General features: G+C 53.9%; 16 protein-coding genes and 1 other RNA gene. 15 read left to right on the top strand and 2 right to left on the bottom strand.

The genetic code is table 11. The features are described from left to right. Positions 1–20 precede the first annotated feature (20 nt). The 10 genes from panB to QWT68_RS06165 all read left to right on the top strand — a co-directional run bounded on the left by panB (position 21) and on the right by QWT68_RS06165 (position 9,904). The gene (gene panB, locus QWT68_RS06210) at positions 21–860 is read left to right on the top strand and encodes a 3-methyl-2-oxobutanoate hydroxymethyltransferase (RefSeq protein WP_290150204.1); all 840 of its coding nucleotides are present in this window, start codon (positions 21–23) and stop codon (positions 858–860) included. After that, positions 857–1,720 (top strand): pantoate--beta-alanine ligase, encoded by an 864-nt coding sequence (gene panC / locus QWT68_RS06205; protein ID WP_290150202.1) that lies wholly within the window; start codon positions 857–859, stop codon positions 1,718–1,720. Before panB ends, panC begins: the two co-directional genes overlap by 4 nt. Before the next feature lie 4 nt (positions 1,721–1,724). Beyond that, positions 1,725–2,105: an aspartate 1-decarboxylase gene (gene panD, locus QWT68_RS06200; protein ID WP_290150201.1), complete on the top strand. Its 381-nt coding sequence runs from the start codon at positions 1,725–1,727 to the stop codon at positions 2,103–2,105. 166 nt (positions 2,106–2,271) lie between these two features. Next, positions 2,272–5,046, top strand: a complete 2,775-nt coding sequence (dinG, locus tag QWT68_RS06195; RefSeq protein ID WP_290150200.1) for an ATP-dependent DNA helicase DinG — start codon at positions 2,272–2,274, stop codon at positions 5,044–5,046. Between the two features lie 77 nt (positions 5,047–5,123). Then, complete coding sequence (locus QWT68_RS06190) at positions 5,124–5,609, top strand: cell wall elongation regulator TseB-like domain-containing protein (protein ID WP_290150198.1); 486 nt, start codon at positions 5,124–5,126, stop codon at positions 5,607–5,609. Between the two features lie 38 nt (positions 5,610–5,647). Next, positions 5,648–6,841 carry a pyridoxal phosphate-dependent aminotransferase gene (locus QWT68_RS06185; RefSeq protein ID WP_290150197.1) on the top strand — a complete coding sequence of 398 codons (1,194 nt, stop codon included), beginning with the start codon at positions 5,648–5,650 and terminating at the stop codon, positions 6,839–6,841. 45 nt (positions 6,842–6,886) lie between these two features. Next, positions 6,887–8,182, top strand: coding sequence for an asparagine--tRNA ligase (asnS, locus tag QWT68_RS06180; protein WP_290150196.1), 1,296 nt, complete (start codon positions 6,887–6,889; stop codon positions 8,180–8,182). A gap of 27 nt (positions 8,183–8,209) precedes the next feature. After that, the gene (locus QWT68_RS06175; RefSeq protein WP_040286704.1) at positions 8,210–8,923 is read left to right on the top strand and encodes a DnaD domain protein; all 714 of its coding nucleotides are present in this window, start codon (positions 8,210–8,212) and stop codon (positions 8,921–8,923) included. Between the two features lie 5 nt (positions 8,924–8,928). Then, positions 8,929–9,582: an endonuclease III gene (gene nth / locus QWT68_RS06170; RefSeq protein WP_040287260.1), complete on the top strand. Its 654-nt coding sequence runs from the start codon at positions 8,929–8,931 to the stop codon at positions 9,580–9,582. Further along, positions 9,572–9,904, top strand: a complete 333-nt coding sequence (locus QWT68_RS06165; protein ID WP_040286703.1) for a YpoC family protein — start codon at positions 9,572–9,574, stop codon at positions 9,902–9,904. Before nth ends, QWT68_RS06165 begins: the two co-directional genes overlap by 11 nt. A gap of 46 nt (positions 9,905–9,950) precedes the next feature. Here QWT68_RS06165 and QWT68_RS06160 read toward each other — a convergent pair whose 3' ends face one another. Then, the gene (locus QWT68_RS06160) at positions 9,951–12,809 is read right to left on the bottom strand and encodes a PBP1A family penicillin-binding protein (RefSeq protein ID WP_290150195.1); all 2,859 of its coding nucleotides are present in this window, start codon (positions 12,807–12,809) and stop codon (positions 9,951–9,953) included. Then, positions 12,809–13,435 (bottom strand): Holliday junction resolvase RecU, encoded by a 627-nt coding sequence (recU, locus tag QWT68_RS06155; RefSeq protein WP_040286702.1) that lies wholly within the window; start codon positions 13,433–13,435, stop codon positions 12,809–12,811. The genes QWT68_RS06160 and recU overlap by 1 nt, the downstream gene beginning before the upstream one ends. Before the next feature lie 183 nt (positions 13,436–13,618). On the opposite strand from recU, the gene QWT68_RS06150 reads away from it, so the two are divergent. The 5 genes from QWT68_RS06150 (at position 13,619) to rnpB (ending at position 18,369) form a co-directional block, all read left to right on the top strand. Continuing rightward, positions 13,619–13,999 (top strand): DUF1798 family protein, encoded by a 381-nt coding sequence (locus QWT68_RS06150; RefSeq protein ID WP_290150194.1) that lies wholly within the window; start codon positions 13,619–13,621, stop codon positions 13,997–13,999. Then, on the top strand, positions 13,986–16,268 hold the full coding sequence (locus QWT68_RS06145) for a DEAD/DEAH box helicase (RefSeq protein WP_040286700.1): 2,283 nt from the start codon (positions 13,986–13,988) through the stop codon (positions 16,266–16,268). The genes QWT68_RS06150 and QWT68_RS06145 overlap by 14 nt, the downstream gene beginning before the upstream one ends. After that, positions 16,258–17,541, top strand: coding sequence for a ribonuclease H-like domain-containing protein (locus QWT68_RS06140; RefSeq protein WP_290150192.1), 1,284 nt, complete (start codon positions 16,258–16,260; stop codon positions 17,539–17,541). Before QWT68_RS06145 ends, QWT68_RS06140 begins: the two co-directional genes overlap by 11 nt. A gap of 86 nt (positions 17,542–17,627) precedes the next feature. Beyond that, a complete protein-coding gene (gene gpsB, locus QWT68_RS06135) occupies positions 17,628–17,924 on the top strand; it encodes a cell division regulator GpsB (protein WP_040286698.1) in 297 nt (98 codons plus the stop codon). Positions 17,925–17,985: 61 nt separating this feature from the next. Beyond that, positions 17,986–18,369, top strand: an RNA gene (gene rnpB / locus QWT68_RS06130) — RNase P RNA component class B. The last annotated feature ends 125 nt before the right edge of the window (positions 18,370–18,494 follow it).

The following is an 18,494-nucleotide window of genomic DNA, read 5'->3' as shown; positions in this document are numbered from 1 at the left end:
AAAAGGAGAGGAGACGGACAATGAAGACAGTCAATGACTTCAAGAAGATGAAAGCCTCCGGCGAGAAGATCGTCATGATGACGGCCTATGATCACCCGACAGCTGCCGCCGCAGAACAGGAGGGGGTCGACATCCTGCTGACAGGCGATTCGCTCGGTATGGTGGTGCTCGGCTATCCGTCAACCGTATATGTGACCGCCGATGATATGATCCATCATGGCAAGGCGGCAAGACGCGGGGCGCAGGATACGTTCCTGGTTGTCGATATGCCATTCGGAACGTTCCGCGGTTCGGAAGACCGGATCCTTGCTGAAGCGGTGCGGATCTTCCAAAAGACGGGCGCTGACGCATTGAAAGTGGAAGGTGCCGGAGAGGTCATCGAAACAATCTCCCTGCTGACGAAGACCGGGATTCCGGTTGTTGCCCATTTAGGCCTGCTGCCGCAGTCGGCGTCCGTGATCGGCGGGTACAAGGTGCAGGGGAAGACGGCGGAGAGCGCCCGGCAGCTGATCGAAGAGGCAAGAGCGTGCGAGTCGGCGGGCGCCTGCATGATCGTCGTCGAATGTATTCCCCATCAGCTGACAAAACAATTGTGCGAAGCCGTCAGCATACCGATCATCGGGATCGGCGCCGGTGCGGATGCGGATGGGCAGGTGCTCGTATTTCACGATCTCGTCCAGTACGGCACCCATCATCTGCCGAAATTTGCGAAGGGGTTCAGCAATGCGGGCGAGGCCGTGCACTCAGGCATCCGGTCGTATACACAGGCCGTACGGGACTGCTCATTCCCGGCGGCACAGCATCAGTTCACGATGAAGGAAGAAGAACTCGACGCGCTGTACGGAGGCGCCCGCTCATGAAAACCCAGCTTGGAATCGAGGTCATTGAAACGATACAGGAGCTGAAGATATGGCGTGCAGGACAGCAGTCAGCGGGCAAGACAGTCGGCTTCGTCCCGACAATGGGCTTTTTGCACGACGGGCATGCAGCGCTGATCGAACAGGCGAAAGACCAATATGATACTGTCGTCGCCAGCATCTTCGTCAACCCGACACAGTTCGGACCGGACGAGGACTTTGACGCGTATCCAAGGGACTTGGAAGCAGACAAGCGGACAGCTGCCGCTGCAGGCGCGTCCCTGCTGTTCTGCCCGTCCGCTGATGAAATGTATCCGTCGGACGGCGGCATCCGGATCACACCCGGCCCGCTTGCCGGCCGTCTGTGCGGGGCATCACGGCCGGGCCACTTCGACGGGGTGCTTCAAGTCGTTCTGAAACTCACCAATCTTGTCAGGCCGGACGGACTGTTCTTCGGCATGAAAGATGCCCAGCAGCTCGCAATCATCGAGACATTCTTCCGTGACTACAATATGCCTGCCAGAATACACCGGGTACCGACTGTCCGGGAGGCTGACGGGCTTGCGAAGAGCTCGAGGAATGTCAATCTGACCGTGCCGGAGAGACAGGAAGCGCCGCATATATGGGCGTCGCTGCAATACGGACAGCAATTGTTCACCCAGGGGGAGCGTCCGTCTGTCATCGAACTGCTTGTTGCAAAACGGCTGCAGGAACGGACATCCGGAGAGGTCGACTATGTGACGGTCCTCTCCTATCCCGACCTTGAAGAACGCAGCGGTGACCGTGAAATGATCCTGGCCTGCGCCGTCCGGTTCTCCAAAACACGGCTGATCGACAATATCATCATGACGAAAGAAGGCTGAACCTGTGTACCGAACAATGCTCACAAGCAAGCTCCACCGTGCTGTTGTCACGGAAGCGAATCTGAACTACGTCGGCAGCATTACGATCGATGCGGATCTGCTCGACGCAGCATCCATCCTGCCGAACGAAAAAGTGCAGATCGTCAATAACAATAACGGGGAACGGTTCGAGACGTATACGATCGCCGGAACACGCGGGAGCGGAATGATCTGCGTCAACGGGGCGGCAGCACGGCTCGTACAGCCGGGAGATGTCATCATCATCCTTGCCTATGCACTTATGGCAGACGACGATGCGAAGCATCATATCCCGACAGTGCTCCTCATGGATGAAAACAACCGGATTACAGAAACGATTAAAGAACTGCCGCAGATGACTGTCTGAACAATTCCTGCCAGCCACCGCGAGAAAACCGCCATTGCCCCTCTGAAGTGAGGGCATATGGCGGTTTTTCTTTTATTTCCGGCTGTCCGTCCGTTCTTCATGGAGCCGCCGCCTGAAAATATGATACAATCTGCTGTAGGAAATCGAACAGGAAGTTGATGATTCCATGGAAAAGTTGAAATTTGCTGTTGTCGATCTTGAAACAACCGGTCACTCCCCGGAAAAAGGGGACCGGATCATCCAGATTGCGATCATGTTTATCGAAAACGGCATACTGACGGACGAATACGTACGGTTCGTGAATCCCGGGCAGCCGATCCCTGTTTTCATCCAGGAACTGACCGGTATCTCGGACAAGGAAGTCGAGGAGGCCCCTGAATTCCGGGAAATAGCGCTTGAAGTATCCGAGCTGCTGTCCGGCTGGGTGTTTGCTGCTCATAACACGAACTTCGACCTGCCTTTTCTCCAGAAAGAATTCTCACGCTGCGGGGTACCGCTCTGGAGCGGCAGACAGGTCGACACGGTTGAATTAGCAAAGATTGTGTTTCCGACAGCGGTCAGCTACCGTTTGAAGGAACTGACGGAAGAGCTGGGAATCCCGCTTCCTTCCGCACACCGGGCAGACGACGACGCGAAGGCAACCGCTCAGTTACTGCTCCGCTGCATTGGAAAAGTACATCAGCTGCCTGCTGAAACGACGGCTCTCCTGCACAAACGCTCATTCTCATTGAAATCCGATCTTTCCATCTTGTTCTACAACGTACTGCAGCATCTGAATAAGAAAGTGTCAGGCAGCAGACTTCCCACGTTCAGGGGAATCCCGTACCGACAGGCCCGCCATTTGTCCAGACCGGAAGGCAGGAACACCGCCTATCCGGAATCACGCAAGGAAAAAGATGAGCTGCTGGCTGCCGCTTATCCGGCCTACGAGTCAAGGGAATCCCAGCTGGAATTCATGGATGCGGCCTGGACGTCACTGCAGCAAGGAACGGAAGCGATGGTGGAAGTGCCGACGGGCATGGGAAAGACAATCTCCTATCTGCTGCCTTCCGCAGTCCATGCAATCCGCTCAAGTCAAGCGGTCATCGTCAGTACGTACACGAACCACCTTGCAGACAAAATCATGAACGAAGAGCTGTCGGCTGTTTCACAGGCGCTCGGTCTTCCGGTCCAATCAGTTGTCCTGAAAGGGATGGGCAACTACATATCCTTAGCGAAATTGGCAGAGATGCTGCTGAGCGGGGAGTCGGGCTATGATGCCGTGTTCACGGAAATGCAGGTGCTCGTCTGGCTGACGGAAACGGAGACAGGTGACCTCAGTGAACTGAACTTATCGGGCGGCGGTACATACTTCATCGACCGGCTGAGAAAACGGACTGCCCGGCTCGCTGACGACGAGGATGGAGTCGATTATCATCAGGTTGCACTGCGAAACTGCAGCGAAGCGGATCTGGTGATCACCAATCATGCGCTGCTGCTGAGTGAAGGGGACAGCAGAGACCGGCTGATCCGTGAATCGGCGGGGCTGATCGTCGATGAGGCCCATCAATTCATCCACGCAGCATTCAAGACGAACGAAATCATCTTTTCGTATACAAGCTGGAAATATATGATGGGGCAGATTTCTTCCGAAGCGAACGATCAGATCAGCTGCCGGCTGGAGAAACTGCTCACTCGGAGACGTCTCTACCGTTCGAGACTCCACAGTGCAGTCAACTCAGCATTCGATAGATTTTCGAAATCCTTCGACCATGCAGTCCGCGAACTTGCCGGTTCGGGTTCCGGGAAAAAAGGGCATGTCAGAGGCAGCCGGATGCATATCGGACTGGATGAGCTGCCGGCTGACAAGGGTGTTTTCGAAGAAGTGTACAAAGCAATGGAGCAGCTCACCAGCTGTATGGACGATTATGTCCGTCCGCTCGGCAAGGAAAAGGGCAGTCTGTCACCGAAGGAGCAGGCCGTCCTTGCAGAATGGGAGTATTGGACAGGCGAATTGCGCGGCAGGACGTCCGACTGGATCGAATTGTTCCTGGAAAAGGAACGTGACAGCACTGCCTGGCTGGAGCTGGATGAACGCAGCATCCCGGGAAGCCTCATGGTCATCAAAAGTCCGGTCGACAGTGCAAAAGTGATCCGGCGGTCGCTGGAGCCCTTCCTGTCGGGAGGTAAGGGGATCATCTGGACATCGGGAACCCTTTCAGTGAAAAGCGATGAACGTTTCGTCGCCAGTCAGCTGGGCATAGCGGATTCCGTCCCTGTCCGGAAGTTACTGGCGCCTGATCACTTTTATAAAGGATCAGAGATTTTCATCGTACAGGATATGCCTGATATCCAGCAGGTGTCCCAGGCAGATTACGTGGAGGAAGTGGCAGAAGCGGTAATCCAGACAGTGATGGTGACGGAAGGGAGGCTGTTCGTCCTGTTCACCTCACAGGAGATGCTGAGGAACACATACGATCTGATTGCCGACAGCGGTCTGCTGGAGGAATACGCATTGATCGCCCAGGGGATCAGCTCGGGGAGCCGCTACCGGCTGCTGAAATCGTTCAAGCAGTATAACAAAGCAGTGTTATTCGGGACAAACAGCTTCTGGGAAGGCGTCGATGTTCCAGGCAATGCGCTTTCGGCGATCATCATCGTCCGCCTGCCGTTCTCCTCACCGTCGGAACCGGTCTTCAAGGCGAAGACCGCACAGCTGAACAGGAACGGCCAGAATGCATTCACCAGCTACGCCCTGCCTGAGGCGATACTCCGTCTCCGGCAGGGATTCGGGAGGCTGGTGCGCTCTTCGTCCGATACCGGTTTTTTCATCATCCTGGACAGACGGATCGAAACGAAATCATACGGACGGAAGTTTCTTGAAGCGCTTCCCGATGTGCCGGTGAAAAAAGTGTCACTTGCACGTATGGTAGATGAACTCAATAATTGCTATAATGAATGAGGTATCCGGCATAGCGATGGAACAATCTGCCGGGAAATCGTCTGCAGTAGTGACCTTTTTTAACGGGATGTGAAATTGTGGGGAACTGGATAAAGTTCTTTCTTGTCTTCTTCCTTGCCCTGACGGCAGCGCTGTCGACATTCGTCTTCTACAAAGCCTACCAGCCTGTCTCCCAGTGGAAAAACCAGGCCGAGCAGAAAGTCCTCGCCGCAGGTCTCTTGGAGGAGACGGATCGTGCTGAGGTGTTCAACGGTACGGAAGCGTGGACGGTCGTATATGGAGAAGACGGTGCAGGCACGGAAAAAGCGGTATTCGTCAGCAGGGAAGCGGGCGCTGGTAAGGACATGAAAGAAATCGTACTGAAAAAAGGAGTCACCGCAAAGCAGGCCGTCGACGCTGTGAAAAACGAAAAGGCGGTCCGGAAACTTCTGCATGTGAAACTCGGTATGGAAGACGATGAACCGATATGGGAAGTGGTCTTCAAAAATGATGCCGGCAAACTGAACTATGTGTATGTTTCATTCACCGACGGAAAATGGCAGAAGCGGATTTTAAATCTTTAAAGTGCTCGCAGCAGGCACTTGCAAAGGGAGCGATAGACTTGTCAAAGCAATTAGCGTCCAGAGTGGAGGCACTTTCACCTTCTGCTACACTCGCCATCACGGCAAAAGCGAAAGAAATGAAAGCCGCCGGCAAAGATGTGATCGGACTCGGTGCCGGGGAACCGGACTACAATACACCGGACAATATCCTGGAGGCGGCTTGGCAGTCCATGAAGGACGGCAAGACGAAATATACACCGTCCGGCGGTCTTCCTGAACTGAAAGATGCAGTGATCCGAAAATTGGAGAGAGATCAGCAGCTGACGTACGGCCGACAGGAGATCATGATCGGGATCGGGGCAAAGCATGTGCTCTATACGCTGTTCCAGACGATCCTGGATCCAGGTGATGAAGTGATCATTCCTGCGCCTTACTGGGTGAGCTATCCCGAACAGGTGAAGGTGGCAGGCGGCATTCCGGTCATCGTCGAAGCTGCCGCAAGTGCGGAGTACAAAGTGACCGCCCCGCAGATAGAAGCAGCGGTCACTCCGAAAACGAAGGCTGTCATCCTGAATTCACCTGGCAACCCGACAGGCATGGTCTACACACGTCAGGAACTGCAGGAGATTGCGGACGTGTGCAGGAAGCATGATCTGTGGATCGTTTCCGACGAAATCTATGAAAAACTGATTTACGGTCCGGCTGAGCATGTGTCGATCGCGCAGCTGAACGGCGATGCGAAAGGACGGACGTTCATCATCAACGGCGTCTCCAAGTCCCACTCGATGACAGGCTGGCGGATCGGATTCATCGCCGGCGACAGCGTTGTCGTCAAAGCGATGACGAATCTCGCGAGCCATTCGACCTCCAATCCTGTGACGACGTCCCAATATGCGGCAATCGAAGCATATAACGGTCCTCAGGATGCAGTCGAGACGATGCGGAAGGATTTCGAGTCGAGGCTGGAAAAGATCTACTCGCAGCTCGAGGCGATTCCGGGATTCCGGACGGTGAAACCGCAGGGGGCCTTCTATTTGCTTCCGGATGTGTCGGAAGCGTTAGAGCATACCGGGTACACGGATGTGGATTCATTCGCAGAGGCGCTGCTGGAAGAGGCGAATGTTGCCGTCATTCCGGGAAGCGGTTTCGGATCCGCAACGACGATCCGGCTATCCTATGCGACATCGATGGATCTTCTGGAAGAGGCAATAAAACGAATCCGTGCATTCGTAGAAGATAACTGGAAAGACTGATAAAAAATCGAGTAGGTGCGTCACCTATAGAATCTGGAGGCTTTTATGAAAACGATCATGATACACGAAATGCCCGATCACGAAGGCGAAACAGTACGGATAGGCGCTTGGCTCGCCAATAAACGTTCGAGCGGTAAGATTGCGTTCCTTCAGCTGCGCGATGGCTCGGGATTCGTCCAGGGCGTAGTCGTCAAAGAAGATGCGGGTGAAGAACTGTTTGCGAAAGCAAAAGGGCTGACGCAGGAATCTTCCCTGTATGTGACAGGCGAAGTGACAGCCGACACACGGTCAAGTTTTGGATATGAGCTGCAGGTGAAAGATCTTGAAATCATCCAGGCTGCTGAGGATTATCCAATCACACCGAAAGAGCATGGAACCGAATTCCTGATGGACCACCGCCACTTATGGCTCCGGTCCCGGAAGCAGCATGCTGTCATGAAGATCCGTGATGAAATCATCCGTGCAACCTATGAATTCTTCCACATGAACGGATTCGTCAAAATCGATCCGCCGATCCTGACAGGCTCATCGCCGGAAGGGACATCGGAGTTATTCCATACGAAATACTTCGACGAAGATGCATATCTCTCGCAATCCGGCCAGCTGTATATGGAAGCCGCATCGATGGCGCTCGGAAAAGTGTTCTCGTTCGGTCCTACATTCCGTGCCGAAAAGTCGAAAACCCGCCGCCATCTGATTGAATTCTGGATGATCGAACCGGAAATGGCATTCACTGAGCATGCACAAAGCCTTGAAGTGCAGGAGCAGTATGTCACACACGTCGTCCAGTCCGTCCTGCAGAACTGCAAGCTGGAACTTGAACGCCTGGGCCGGGACACATCGAAGCTGGAAAAGATCCAGGCTCCATTCCCGCGCATCACATACGACGAAGCAATTGAATTCCTCCATAAGAATGGTTTCGACGATATCGAATGGGGGGACGATTTCGGTTCACCTCATGAAACAGCGATTGCTGAGAGCTTTGACATGCCGGTGTTCATCGTCAACTATCCGATCGGCATCAAGCCGTTCTACATGCAGCCGCATTCAGAACGGGATGATGTCGTCCTCTGCGCTGACCTCATCGCTCCGGAAGGGTATGGGGAAATCATCGGGGGTTCTGAACGGATCCACGACTACGAATTGATGAAGAAACGGATTGAAGAGCACCAGCTCGATCCGGCAGCCTACGAATGGTATTTGGAACTCAGTAAATACGGTTCCGTCCCGCACTCAGGTTTCGGTCTCGGACTTGAGCGGACGGTCGCATGGATTTCCGGTGTCGAACACGTACGGGAAACAATTCCGTTCCCGCGTCTCTTGAACCGTCTGTATCCATGATTGGCAAAACAGGAAGGAGTTCGCGATATGCAGTACGATGACCGGCTCCGGATGTGGATTGAGCAGGGGAATGTAACCATTCCCCAGCTTTTTTTTAACTCCTATAAAAAATTGGGCATCCGGGATGCCGATGCAATGCTTATATTACAGATGGAAGCCTATCGTCTGCAGGCGGTGGAGTTTCCGACACCGTCTGACTTTGCCTCGCGGATGCACTTCAGCGAAAATGAAATCTCCGAAGTGCTCCAGCGTCTTATGCAGAAAGGCTACTTGAAGATCGATCAGGCCAGTGATTCAAATGGTGTATTGTACGAGCAGTTCTCTCTGCTGCCGCTTTGGGAAGCGGTGGCGAATCATGAAATGGAGCGCCGTACGGCTTCCTGTGATACAGGAGGCAAGGAAGAGGAAGGACAGATCTTTCATATTTTTGAACAGGAATTCGGACGCCTGCTGTCCCCGATGGAGTGTGAAACGATTTCAATGTGGATGGACCAGGACTACCACAGTCCGGAGATCATCAAAGCCGCATTGAAGGAAGCTGTCATTGCGCAGAAACTGAGTATGCGGTACATCGACAGGATCCTGTTCGAATGGAAGAAAAAGAATGTGACGACGCTTGCGGATGTGGAGCGGCAGACGAAAGCGTTCCGTTCACCGGTCCAGACCGGTCAGGCGGCGCATAAGCAAGAAACGAAAAAACGGGTCCCTCTCTATAATTGGCTGGAGGACCGGGATGGGTGAGTGCTGTGCTGACAAAGACTGAATGGCAATTCTGCCTTGAAGAGATCGACCGCATGTTTCCGGAAGCACACTGTGAACTGGTGCATGACAACGCATTCGAGCTGCTGATTGCGACACTCCTGTCCGCCCAGTGTACCGACGTGCTCGTCAATCGGGTGACCGCAGACCTGTTCAAAAAGTACAAAACACCGGGCGATTACCTGGAGGTGCCGATCGGGGAACTGGAACAGGACATCCGGTCGATCGGTCTGTACAGGAACAAAGCTAAGAACATTCAGGCGCTGTCGCTAATGCTGCTCAGCCAGTTCGGCGGAGAAGTGCCGGAGGACCGGGACACATTGACGACGCTGCCGGGGGTCGGCCGGAAGACGGCGAATGTTGTCGTCTCCAATGCATTCGGTGTGCCGGCGCTGGCGGTCGATACACATGTCGAACGTGTGGCCAAACGGCTCGGCATGAACCGGTGGAAAGATTCCCCGCTTGCAGTCGAAGAGAAACTGATGCGCTGGACACCGAGGGACCGGTGGACACAGACTCATCACCAGCTCATCTTTTTCGGGAGATACCACTGCAAAGCCCAGAAGCCGAATTGCCCGGAGTGCCCGCTTCTCGCAGTATGCCGGGAGGGTAAAAAAAGGATGAAAGCTTATGGAATCTAACAGGCGGATGGTCACTAAAGAACGTATCGCACCATATTTTGAGGAATGGCGGGCCAGTATGCCGGCCATCCAGCAGAAATACGAAGCGAAAGACGGTACCGTGAGAGAAGACATGGAGAACGCCATAACAAAGTATGAAGAACTGCTAGTAATCTGTTCTGCCGCAGGTGGAAGTGACAGGCGTACGCGGCTCGTTCCGCTGAACGGCGAGGAGCGGCTGGCATTCGTGAAAGATAAGATTATCAGTCCGTTCGCTCTGGTTCAGCTGGATGCCCTCTACACGGAACTGCAGAAAAAGACAGCGCGTTATACGGCAAAATAAGCAAAAGCGCCACCCGATCATGATAGATCGGGTGGCGCTTTTTTGATCAGTCTTCCGAAGACTCGCTGTCGGAAGGTGAGGCAGCAGGTTTTTTCGGTGTGCTCGCAGTGTTGGACTGGGACCCCGGCGAGTTGTTGCTGCTGACATCGCCGGAATTGCCGGAGGAGCTGCCCCCGCTGCCGCCGTTGTTTCCATTACCATTCTGGCCGCCCTGGTTTTTATCGTTTCCATTCGTACCTTGGCCGCCATTGTTATTGTTTCCCTGGCCGCCCTGATTGTTGTTGTTTCCGTTGTTGCCGTTATTGCCATTGTTCTCGTTGTTACCATTGTTTCCGTTGTTGCCTTGGTTGTTGTTTCCGTTGTTATTGCTGCCGTTGTTATTGTTCTGGTCGTTCTGTCCGTCAGAATTATCGCTGCCGTCATCCTGATCATCGTTATCCTGATCGCCGTCTCCATTGTCGTCGTCCTGCTGATCATCATCAGCATCCTGTTCAGGAGGGGTTTCCTCTTCACCTTGGATCATCAATGTCGTTGACGCAGGGGAACTTGTGACACTGCCGGCTTTTGCGGTCACTGAGAACGTATACGTATGACCGGGTTCCACGCCGCCGAATGTATAGGAATCGTCATTCGTTGACGTCAGACCCTGCGATCCGCCGCCGTCGATGGAAACGGAAACGTCGAACACGATGTCGCCATCGTAATCATCCGAATCCGGCTCATTGTGGTTCCAGCTGAGTTCGATTTCCTTATTATCCGAATCATAGTCCGCTGTCAGGTCGGTCGGTGCTTCCAGCTCGAACGATTCGTCTTCCTCAGGTTCCGGCGGCACGTACGTGCTCTCCGGCAGGGTGCCCCGGACGAACAGTTCGTCACTCTTCATATTATATGGTGTCGAGCCTGATGCGAGTTTCAGCGGATTCGAGCCAACAACGATGGCCGCTTCCTCGACACTGCTCGGCTGCTTGAATGTACCCGGGGACTGGGCGGAAGCCAGATCAGTCATCACCTGACGGAACAGTGACTTCGGCATATCCCGACCGCCCGGGAAGCCGACGATCGGATCGGTCCGTTTTTCGTGACCGCCCCATACGGCGATCGTATAGTCTGTCGTATAGCCCGCAAACCAGGCATCCGGTACACTTTCACGGCCGATGTTATTTTTCGCTTTGAAATCGGCATCGTAGTTCGTTGTGCCGGTCTTACCCGCAAGATCGACGCCGGGAATGTTCGCGGAACGCCCTGTACCGTTCGAAGCAGTGAGCACATCGCGCAGCATATCGGTGATCATATAGGCTGTTGAATCTTTCATGGCTGTGACCGGGTCCGGTGTCAGGTTGATCTCCGTCTTGCCGTCCCGGAGGATGATCTTCTTGACTGCGTGCGGTGCGTTATAGATGCCTTCGTTTCCGAATGCGGCATAGGCGCCTGCCATCTGCATCGTCGACACATCATTACCGCCGCCGCCGATTGCATCGGACTGGTTGAGTTTCTTCATCGGGAGGCCGAGTCCCTGTGCAAAGTCGGCAGCCTTCGCCGTGCCGACTTCACTGAACGCCTTGATGGCTGGAACGTTGCGTGACTCATAGAGTGCGTGCCGCATCGTGATGGCCCCCTTGTAGCGGCCGTCAACGTTATTTGCCTTGATGCCTTTTGTCTTTTCATCCACGATCGTCTGGCCGGTCGACCAGTTCAGATACTCGATCGCCGGACCGTAATCGAGGATCGGTTTGATGGATGAACCCGGCTGGCGTTTCTGGTCGGAAGCATAGTTGTGGTTGAACAGCTTGTAATTGCGGCCGCCGCCGACAGCTACGATTTCACCTGTTTTCGTGTCGACGACTGTCATCCCTGCCTGGATCGTGTCCGATTCGAAATTGGACGGGTCTGCCAGCGCCTGTTCGACAGACTGCTGTGCGTCCGGGTTCATGGCAGTGACGATGGTGACACCTTCCGCTTCAATGTCCTTATAGCCTTTCTGCTGCAGTTCGGCCATGACGATATCGATATAAGCCTGGTACTTCGTAACAGTTGCGAGCTGGCGCTGGTCTTCCGGCAGCACGGTCTGTGCTACGTGCACGGTCTTTGCTTCCTCCATCTGGTTTTTCGTGATCTTGCCGTGCTGGTTCATGAGCTTGAGAACGATATCACGGCGTTTTTCGGCGCGTTCCGGATGCTTGAACGGATTATAAGCGTTCGGCGACTGCGGCATGCCGGCCAGCTGTGCCATCTCGGGCAATGTCAGTTCGTTGACATCCTTGCCATAGAAATACTTGGCCGCTGTCCCGATGCCGTATTTGTTGCCAGACATGAGAACTTTGTTGAAATACATTTCAAAAATCTCTTCTTTTGAATATTGCCGTTCGAGCTGGAAGGCGAGCCATGCTTCCTGCGCTTTCCGTTTCAATGTTTTTTCATTCTTCAGGAATGAGTTCTTGATGACTTGCTGTGTCAGAGTGGAAGCCCCCTGCGACCCGAAGCCGCTTCTGAAGTTGGCTAGTACTGCACCGCCAAGTCGCCAGAAGTCGATGCCGTGGTGCTTGAAGAAGCGGACATCTTCCGTTGCCAGAATGGCATCCCTCAATTCATCGGGGATCTGGTCGTATGGCACATAATCCCGTTTTTCGGCACCTGTCTCGTAGAGCACCGTCTTTTCGTCAGCCAATGTGATTTTAGAGGACAGCGGGTCCTTCAGCAGGCTTTCATCGAGTTTGGGCGCTGTGCTGGCATAGAAGGCGAACAGTCCGGCACCCGCCACGAGAAACAGAAGTCCGGCGATGACGATTGTTTTAATGATCGTTTTTATGACGCCTTTTTTCTTTTTCGGAGCTTTCTTGCGTGATGTTTTCTGATCTGCTTCCGCTTGCTTTCTGCGGGCAGTCCGTGATTTCGGAGTATTGTCCATTAGGATTCCTGCCTTTCGGTTCGTTCACTTTCCGTCAATGCGTTCAATGCCTGCAAATAATCGAGTCGCGGCTGGTAGCCCGGTGTCAGTTCGATGGACAGGTCTTCGATTTCCGAAAGCGTCATCGATTTCCGGCCGCCGTTCTGCATCCGCTCCCATTTGTCACGGAATGGGGCGAATGGCAGTACGAAATAGCGGTCCAGCTGTGCGAAGCGGATGATCAGGAATGTGATGCCGCCCTGATCGTGCACCTGCTGCATATGGTCCACCTGATGGTCGTGTATATTCTTCAATGGGAATGATGTCCTGTTTTTCGTCTCCTTCGCTTCGAAATCGACATACTTTCCGTTCCAGATGCCGTTATAATCCGTCGTGGAAGCGGTCTTGAAGTATGCTTCCGTGATGACGGCAGCACTTCTGGCCGGATACCGGACGTTGACGATCTGGATGGGCACCGGTTTTTTGTGGATGACGGCAATCCGTCTGCTGTTGTAGAACTCATTACTGTCGTTCAGTTCGTCTTCCAGCGTCTTTCCGCGGTTGCTGAAAGACAGCTGAGCTTTCTTAGCATGCGGCTCCGCTGCTGCAGGTGTATATTTTTTTCCGTTAGGATAGCGTATTGCCAATAACCTCACCTCACATCATCAGTCTATCATACCACATTATTGTGACGTCAAAACGTCAGGCGGGTTGCATTTCCAAGTCAGCCGGAAGCAGCTGCAGCGGAATGCACGTTCGCTCCTTGTAGAACAATGCCGTCAAATTTGGTAAACTGGCATAATAGAAGGAACTAAAGAGGTGAAGGGTAAATGGATTTGCTGCTGCTGACAGAACAGCTGCTTCAAGTGTGCGATGAGTGCCTGAAGCGCCATGAGATGATGAGGAAAGAAGACCGGGAACCGCATTTCTATAATGAAGTGAAGCCGTACGCGGATCACTGGCATAGGAAGATAGACGAATGGAGCAGTCAGACGGAGGAGTGGATCCGGAAAACGCGCCCGAAGCATGTCAGGCCTCTGCAGGTTTCGACATTGAACGACCTGATGAAACAATTCACGGTCCAGTCGTTCTATCAGAAGACCGGCAAAAAGAGATTTGCAGAATCGATCCAGTCGGCTGCCTATACATTGAATACAGTTCGTATTGCCCTGAACAGGCAGAAGGAGGAGGTCGGCCATGAAAGCGAATAGGGACCTGCAGCAAGTCATCGAAGAGCTGAAAAATGACCCGGAGTTTGCACCGAACGTCAAGCACTACCGGGTCATCGAAGGCAAGGATGCTGTCTATGCCCCGTTTCCGGATTCACTCCATCCTTCGCTGACTTCCGCTTTAGCCCAGAAAGGGATCAGCCGGCTGTACAGCCATCAGCGGCAGGCCTATGATACAGCGGAACAGGGGCGTCCGTTCACGGCAGTGACGCCGACTGCCTCGGGCAAATCCCTCTGTTATCATCTTCCCGTCCTGCAGAGCATACTGGAAGATGACTCCTCCCGTGCACTCTACTTGTTTCCGACAAAGGCGCTGGCCCAGGACCAGCTCGCCGATCTGCACGAACTGATCGAAGCGAGCGGAGAGACTGTGCTCAGTTATACGTATGACGGGGATACGGCTCCCGGTTTGCGGACGAAAGTGAGGAAATCGGGCCATATCGTCCTGACGAATCCCGATATGCTCCATTCAGGAATTTTACCGCATCATACAAAATGGGTGTCACTGTTTGAAAATCTGAAGTATATCGTCATCGATGAACTGCATACGTATAAAGGGGTGTTCGGCACGCATGTCGCTCACGTCCTGAGACGGCTGCAGCGGATCTGCGCCTACTATGGAAGTGATCCGGTGTTCATCTGCACGTCTGCTACCATCGCAAATCCGAAACAGCTTGCAGAGAACCTGACGAACCGGCAGATGGAATTGATTGCTGAAAATGGGGCTCCCTCAGGGAAAAAGCATTTCCTCTTCTATAATCCTCCCGTCGTCCACGAAACGTTCGGTATCCGGCGGAGTGCTGTGCTGGAAGTCCGTGATATTGCATCGCGTCTCTATCGCGAGAGCGTCCAGACGATTGTGTTCGCAAAGAGCCGTGTCCGGGTGGAGATGCTGGTGACGTATATGAAGGAACTGACAAAGAAGAAACTGATGGATGACACGATCATGGGGTACAGAGGCGGCTATCTCCCTTCCGAGCGGCGAAGGATCGAAAGGGGACTGCGCGAAGGAACCATCAAGACGGTCGTCAGCACGAACGCACTGGAACTCGGCATCGACATCGGTCAGCTGCAGGCGTGCGTGATGACAGGTTACCCGGGAAATATCGCGAGCGCCCTGCAGCAGGCGGGACGCGCTGGCAGGCGGCAGGATGACGCACTGATCATCTATGTCGCCCAGTCGATGCCGCTGGATCAATACATCATCGAAAATCCCGGTTATCTGCTCGGCGGATCACCCGAAGAGGCCCATATCCATCCCGATAATATTCTGATCTTGATGGACCACCTCCGCTGTGCATCGTTCGAACTCCCGTTTTCCACGGCGGACCGCTATGCGGAATTCGATGTCCAGCAGCTGCTTGAATTTCTGGCATTGGAAGGGGTGCTCATCCTGGCGGGAGACCGCTGGCACTGGATGACCGACCGTTTCCCGGCAAGTGAAGTGAGCCTGCGGTCGGCGTCGCAGGAAAATGTCGTCATCATCGATAAGTCGCGGCCGAAAGAGACGACGGTCATCGGCGAGATGGATCGCTACAGCGCGATGACCCTGCTTCATGAAGAGGCGATCTACATCCACCAGGGGACCCAATACCAGGTGGAGATGCTCGACTGGGAAGAGAAGAAGGCGTATGTCACGGAAGTGGATGTCGATTATTTCACGGATGCCAACCTGGCTGTCGAACTGAAGGTCATCAGTGAAGATAAGAAGGAAGAACACACTTCGGGGGCGGTCGCGTTCGGTGACCTCGCTGTCCTGGCCATTCCGACAATATTCAAGAAGATCCGGTTCGATTCCCATGATAATATCGGGTCGGGACCGATCCATCTGCCTGCCGAGGAACTTCACACGACATCGACGTGGCTCTCATTCGACGTACCGGACGGCTGGACGGAGGCTGCACTGACCGACGCGATGACCGGCGCGGCTCACGCGATGCAGTCGTTCATCCCGCTGTTCGTCCAGTGTGATCGGACCGATATTCACGTCGTCCCTCAGGTGAAAGCCGTCCATACCGGCAGACCGACGTTTTTCATCTACGACAGCTACCCGGGCGGCATCGGTCTCAGTGAAAAGATGTACGGCATGTGGGATGATCTGCTGCAGCAGGCTGCCCAGCACGTGAATTCCTGTGGCTGTGTGTCGGGCTGTCCGGTATGCACAGGTCCGCCGGAGTCTGAACTCAATGTGAAAACAGGTGCGGAGGCCCTGCTGAAAAGCCTGGCGGACGGTGAACTGCATGTCGTATGAGAAGAATCTGATGAAGATGAAGGGCATGCTGAAGAAAACGGAACCGTCCGCAGACATACCGCCGGCCGCTGAAGCGAAAAAGATAACACAGGCACCGACGCCGGAGTACGAAGAACAATGGCTGGCAGCCGGGCTCGCCAAAGAGACCAATCCGTATGGGACTGTCTACACAAAGACAGTCGATTATCCGGAAGAGTATATGCACGGGGACTGCCAGCTCTCTGAACTGCCGGCAGTGCTGCAGAAGTGGGAGCAATCCGGCGAGTGCCATCCGCTTGCGCCGGATCCAGGCAGGCGGCTGCTGTTTTTCGATACCGAGACGACCGGCCTGAAGGGGACCGGCACGCTGATCTTTTTGATCGGTCTTATCGAACAGAGGAAGACCGGGTTCCGTCTCACGCAGTATGTACTGCCGGGTCCGGCGCACGAAGCGGCTTTCCTGTATGCGACAGGCCTGTGGCAGCAGCCGGTGACGCTTGTCATGTATAACGGGAAAAGTTTCGACATGCCCCAGCTCGAAACCCGCTGGACGATGAACCGGGATGTCCTGCCGCCTCTGCCGAAGCATGCAGCCATCGATCTGCTGCATGGCTCCCGGCGCATCTGGAAAGGCGAGATGGAGTCCTTCAGGCTGCCGGCCGTGGAAGAAGAGCAGCTCGGCTTCTTCCGGAAGGATGACATGCCGGGACACATGGCCCCGATCATCTATCAGGATGCCGTGAAGAACGGACGTGCAGGAATGCTCATGGAAATCCTGCGACATAACGAAGACGACATCCTGTCGCTCGTTGCACTGTATGTCCGGTCGACCGATCTGCTGCTGACCGAGCAGCTGACCGGCACGGTTATCAGCCAGACGAATATCGGCAAATGGTATAAAGATCTGAAGTCACACAACCGGGCGACCGCCGTGCTTGAACAGGTGATCGAAGAATACGGGACCCAGCATCCGACAACCCACTTCCATTTCGGCTTCCTGCTGAAGAAAGAACGGCGATATGAGGAAGCACTGCAGTCATTCGGCGTGTGCATGACGAAATCTTCCGGCCGGGAGCGCATCCTTGCACTTGAAGAGATGGCGAAACTGTACGAGCACCAGCAGAAAGACTGCACGAAAGCATTGCAGATCACAGGCATCGCACTCAGTCTGCTTGCAAAAGACAGGTCTCTGACGGAAACATTTGCAAAACGCGGGAAATCGGAGTTCGAAAAGAGGGAAATGAGACTGAAGAAGAAATTATTTCCCGGGCAAGCGCACAAACCGACAAAATAACCCGACCCGGTCCGGCGCAATGAGACAGACTTGGACAGGATATGCTATACTTAGGGCAGTTACCACTGACGGAAGGACGTTGTTGAATGGATATTAAACTGGATTCAAAAACGATTCTGGAAAAAGAGTTCAAAACTGCGATGCGCGGCTATAATCAGGAAGAAGTCGACCTGTTCCTGGATGACGTGATCCAGGATTACGAAGCGTTCAAAAAGAGGATCGCTGAGCTGGAACGTGAAAATGACGAACTGCGGAACGAAGTCTCGACTGCACAGAGACGGCCGGCATCCAGCGCTCCGGGGACGACGAACTTCGATTTGCTGAAGAGGATCTCCAATCTGGAGAAGGCAGTATTCGGCAGTAAACTCTCCGGAACGGAATGATCTTGTCCGCTTCCCCTTGCGATCAGGTCAGTTATACTGTATACTTGTTTAGCCATGAAGGAAATTCAGGTAATTGCTGCAGTGCTTGACACTGGAGAGGAAAGTCCATGCTCACACGGTACTGAGATGTCCGTAGTGTTCGTGCCCGGCCAAAAAATAAGCCGGGGCGCCGGCGATGCCGGCTGACGGCGGAAATAATTCCTACGTCCTTCGGGATATGGAAGACGTTTCCTGAAAAGTGCCACAGTGACGGAGCTGTACGGGAAACGGTACAGGTGGAACGAGGTAAACCCCGCGAGTGAGAAACCCAAATTATGGTAGGGGCGCTCTTCCGAAGGAAATGAACGGAGGAAGGGACAGACAGATGTCTGTAGATAGATGATTACCGCTCTTCGTACGAGGCGCAGGCCGTTCGAGTACAGGAGAACAAAACATGGCTTACGAATTTCCTGACGGCACTTACAACATATTCGACACATGCTCTCCACATTATCTGGAGAGCATTTCTTTGTTAAAAACCTGGTGAGGGACCCATGATATACATAACAGAAACCCGATGGAGAGGACGTG

Source organism: Sporosarcina trichiuri (assembly GCF_030406775.1).
Taxonomy (GTDB): domain Bacteria; phylum Bacillota; class Bacilli; order Bacillales_A; family Planococcaceae; genus Sporosarcina; species Sporosarcina trichiuri.
Note: the sequence above shows the minus strand (reverse complement) of the source record. Positions and strands in the feature narration are given on the sequence as shown.

Bases quoted from the DNA above. Each gene is read 5' to 3' on its own strand.
- QWT68_RS06165 (WP_040286703.1), top strand. From the start codon at position 9,572: ATGGAATCTAACAGGCGGATGGTCACTAAAGAACGTATCGCACCATAT.
- QWT68_RS06145 (WP_040286700.1), top strand. From the start codon at position 13,986: ATGAAAGCGAATAGGGACCTGCAGCAAGTCATCGAAGAGCTGAAAAAT.
- gpsB (WP_040286698.1), top strand. From the start codon at position 17,628: ATGGATATTAAACTGGATTCAAAAACGATTCTGGAAAAAGAGTTCAAA.
- panB (WP_290150204.1), top strand. From the start codon at position 21: ATGAAGACAGTCAATGACTTCAAGAAGATGAAAGCCTCCGGCGAGAAG.
- QWT68_RS06175 (WP_040286704.1), top strand. From the start codon at position 8,210: ATGCAGTACGATGACCGGCTCCGGATGTGGATTGAGCAGGGGAATGTA.
- QWT68_RS06140 (WP_290150192.1), top strand. From the start codon at position 16,258: ATGTCGTATGAGAAGAATCTGATGAAGATGAAGGGCATGCTGAAGAAA.
- QWT68_RS06160 (WP_290150195.1), bottom strand. From the start codon at position 12,809: ATGGACAATACTCCGAAATCACGGACTGCCCGCAGAAAGCAAGCGGAA.
- dinG (WP_290150200.1), top strand. From the start codon at position 2,272: ATGGAAAAGTTGAAATTTGCTGTTGTCGATCTTGAAACAACCGGTCAC.
- panC (WP_290150202.1), top strand. From the start codon at position 857: ATGAAAACCCAGCTTGGAATCGAGGTCATTGAAACGATACAGGAGCTG.
- asnS (WP_290150196.1), top strand. From the start codon at position 6,887: ATGAAAACGATCATGATACACGAAATGCCCGATCACGAAGGCGAAACA.
- QWT68_RS06150 (WP_290150194.1), top strand. From the start codon at position 13,619: ATGGATTTGCTGCTGCTGACAGAACAGCTGCTTCAAGTGTGCGATGAG.